We start from the raw sequence: 3,276 nt of genomic DNA, 5'->3' as shown, positions 1-3,276 counted from the left end.
TGGGATGGGCGGCGGCGGCGGGGGCGGGCGGCGGGGTGCACACCACGTACCTGTGGCACATGCACCAGCCGATCTACTGGCCGGACGAGAGCGTGTGGACGCCGGGGCGGTACGAGACCGCCTTCGAGACCATCACGCTGGGGCACTCGCAGAACGACGAGTTCTCGATCTTCAACTCCGACGACCGCGTCGCGGACTACCAGTGGTACCCCAAGGACGCCCTGCAGATGGTGCTGGACCTGCCGGAGGCTGGCGCGCAGGTCTCGTTCGCGGGCGCCCTGGTCGAGAACCTGAACTCGCTGGGTCAGGCGGGCTGGAACGGCGGCCGCTACGCCGCCGACTGGTGGAGCCACTACCGCACCGCTCGCGGCTGGCTCAACACCGCCGGCGACCCGCGCCTGGACCCGGTGCTGGCGGGCTTCCACCACGCGATCGGGCCGCTGCTGCCCGAGGCGGCGCTGCGCATGGAGCTGGCCTGCGGCCGCGCGATCTGGGACGACGCCTGGGGAGGCGGCGCGCAGTCCGCCGGCTTCTTCCCGGCCGAGATGTGCTTCAGCGAGCGCATGATCCCCGCCCTGGCCGACGCGGGCGTGGCCTGGGCGATCGTGCCCGACCTGCACCTCGCGCGGGCCTGCGAGGGCTACCCCTGGGTCGCGAACCTCGACAACACCGACGCCCCGAACCCCGCCGACCAGGTCAACCCCGCGCAGGCGAACTGGACCAGCCACACCATCTCGCGCGGCGTCACCCTGAAGGTGCCGTACCCGTTCGGTTTCACGCCCCATCGCGCGGCGTACATCGACCCGGCCACCGGCGCGAGCCGGTCGCTGGTGGTGGTGCCGGCCGCCGACGCCATGGGCTGGGAGGAAGGCTACGGCCTGTTCGGCACCGGCGGCGTCGACGCCCTGGCCCCCTACAACGACCCCCAGCGCCCGATGCTCGTGCTCTTCGCCCACGACGGCGACAACGCCTGGAGCGGCGGCTACTCCTACTACCACGAGAGCGTCACGCAGTTCACCCACGCCGCGGCCGCGGCCGGCCACACGCCCACCACGATCGCCACCTACCTGCGCCACCACCCGGTGCCGGCCGGCGACGTCGTCCACGTCGAGGACGGCGGCTGGGTCAACGCCGACGGCGACTTCGGCAGCCCGCAGTTCATCAACTGGAACTGGCCGCTCGTGGACGCGGCCGGCCAGTTCGACATCCCCGGCGGCTGGGCCGAGGACGAGCGCAACTGGGCGGTGCTGATCGCCGCCCAGAACCGCGTCGAGACCGCGGCCACGCACTTCGCGGTCGACCCCGCGAAGGTCGTCTCCCCGAACCCCGGCGCCAACGCCGCCGAGCGGGCCTGGCACTTCCTGCTGGCCGGCTACGAGAGCGGCTACATGTACTACGGCGCGTCCTTGGATATGGAGATCAAGGCCACGCTGGCCTGCAACCGTGCCGTCGCGCTGGCCGACCCGGTGATCGCGAGCCTGGGCGACGCCTCGCCGCCGACGGTGTGGCTGCCGCAGCGCCTGCCCTGGAACCCCGGCGGCCAGGGCGGCGGCTCGCTCTGGGGCTACCCCGGCGGTCAGGGCACGACCATGCCCCGCGACTTCCACGTCTGGACCTTCGCCCACGACGCCTCGGGCCTCGCGCGCGTCGAGCTGATGGTCCGCGAGGACCAGGACGGCCGCAACGACCCGGCCACGATCGTCAACGAGACCTACGCCGGCGGCGCCGGCGTCGGCGCCTGGAGCGCGCTGCCGATGAACCGGCGCGTCATGCCGACGGGCGAGCCCTGGCCCATGGCCGAGATCGATTTCACGGTGCTGCCGTCGCGCATCGCCGACCAGTACTGGTTCGAGCTGACCGGCTACTCGGAGATCCTGCTGGACTACTACATCGAGGCCGAGGACTCGCTGGGGCACGTCACGCGCTCGCCGGTCCAGCACGTCTGGGTGGGCGCGGGCGACGGCGGCACCGGCGAGGACCCGGTTGTGCGCACGCTGCCCTCGCCGCCGCAGGCGGGGCAGACGGCGCACGTCTGGTACGAACCGGCCGGCCGCCCCCTGGCGTCGGCGCCCGCGGTCCTGATGCACTGGGGGATCGACGGCTGGACCAACGTCCACGACACGGCCATGGCCTGGGACGACACCGCCACGGCCTGGCGCGCCGACATCAGCGTGCCGGGCAATGCGCTGGTCCTGGACTGCGCCTTCACCAACGGCACCGGCCTGTGGGACAACAACGGCGGCACCGACTGGCACCTGACGGTCGCGGGCGGGCAGAGCGAGGAGTCGCCGTTCTCGATGGACGGCCAGCCGGACACCGGCGCGGTGCTCGAGGATTGCGGTGGGGTGCGCCTGTGGTACGCATGGGAGGAGCCCTGGCTCTACCTGGCGACCGACGCCGTCACGAGCCAGGCGGGACGCGACGCATGCCTGCTGCTGGGCGCTGGCGGCGCCGCGCCGCGCGGGGCGCCTTGGGCCAAGGCCGGGCAGGCGCTGACGTGGGATGCATTCCTGGCCGGCGAGGGCAGCAACGCGTGGTGCGGCTGGTTCAATGCCGCTCAGGTCACGCCGCCGACCGGGCGGGTCGAGCAGGCGCGGGGCGCAGTGCTGGAGGGGGCGATCCATCTGGGGGATCTGTACCCGGGGGCGCGGCCGATGGAATTGGTGGTGGCGCTGGGGGTGTATGGGTCGGCGGATGGAGCGGCGCTGGTGGAGCAGTGCCCCGAGGGGAACGGGGACGGGAATCTCGGCGCGGCGGAGTATCGGGAGGTGTGGGTGTCGGTGGGGGTGGGGGAGAGCGTGCCCGCGGTCGACTCGGTGAGGGTGACGGCGGTGCCGAATCCGTTCAATCCGAGCACGACGCTGACGTTGAGCGGTGCGGGTGACGGGGCCGTGTCCGTCGTCGTTTACGACACGGTGGGACGGACCGTGCGGAGGTTGTCGGGATTCGCCCTGAGCGGGTCTTGCGACATCGCCTGGGACGGGCGGGACGAGCGGGGAAGGATGATGACCAGCGGGACCTACTTCCTGCGGATGACGATCGAGGGTGGAGTCACGCGGACTAGCAAGATCATGATGCTGAAGTAGGCGGGTGGAATCGCGGCTGGGTGATCGGTGGAGGAGCAGTGGCTGTTAACTGAGGGATGGTGGTTCGAGCCCTGCGCGGGGAGCCAAATTTCATTTCCGGCCTTTTTGAAGCGATTTCGGCGCGGTAGCTGTTCCTCGGCTGCCGCGCCATCTGCTATCAGGTCAAAGGGTTGGCGTAGTTCACAGGTCA

General features: G+C 71.4%; 1 protein-coding gene. It reads left to right on the top strand.

Annotated elements, in window-relative coordinates:
• Window positions 1–3,086: carbohydrate-binding protein (locus Q7W29_08370; protein MDO9171832.1), on the top strand; the 3,086-nt coding region annotated here is incomplete at its 5' end.
• Window positions 3,087–3,276 lie beyond the last annotated feature (190 nt).

This window comes from bacterium (assembly GCA_030654305.1).
Lineage (GTDB): Bacteria > Krumholzibacteriota > Krumholzibacteriia > LZORAL124-64-63 > LZORAL124-64-63 > PNOJ01.
This window is presented reverse-complemented; position numbering and strand designations above follow the sequence as displayed.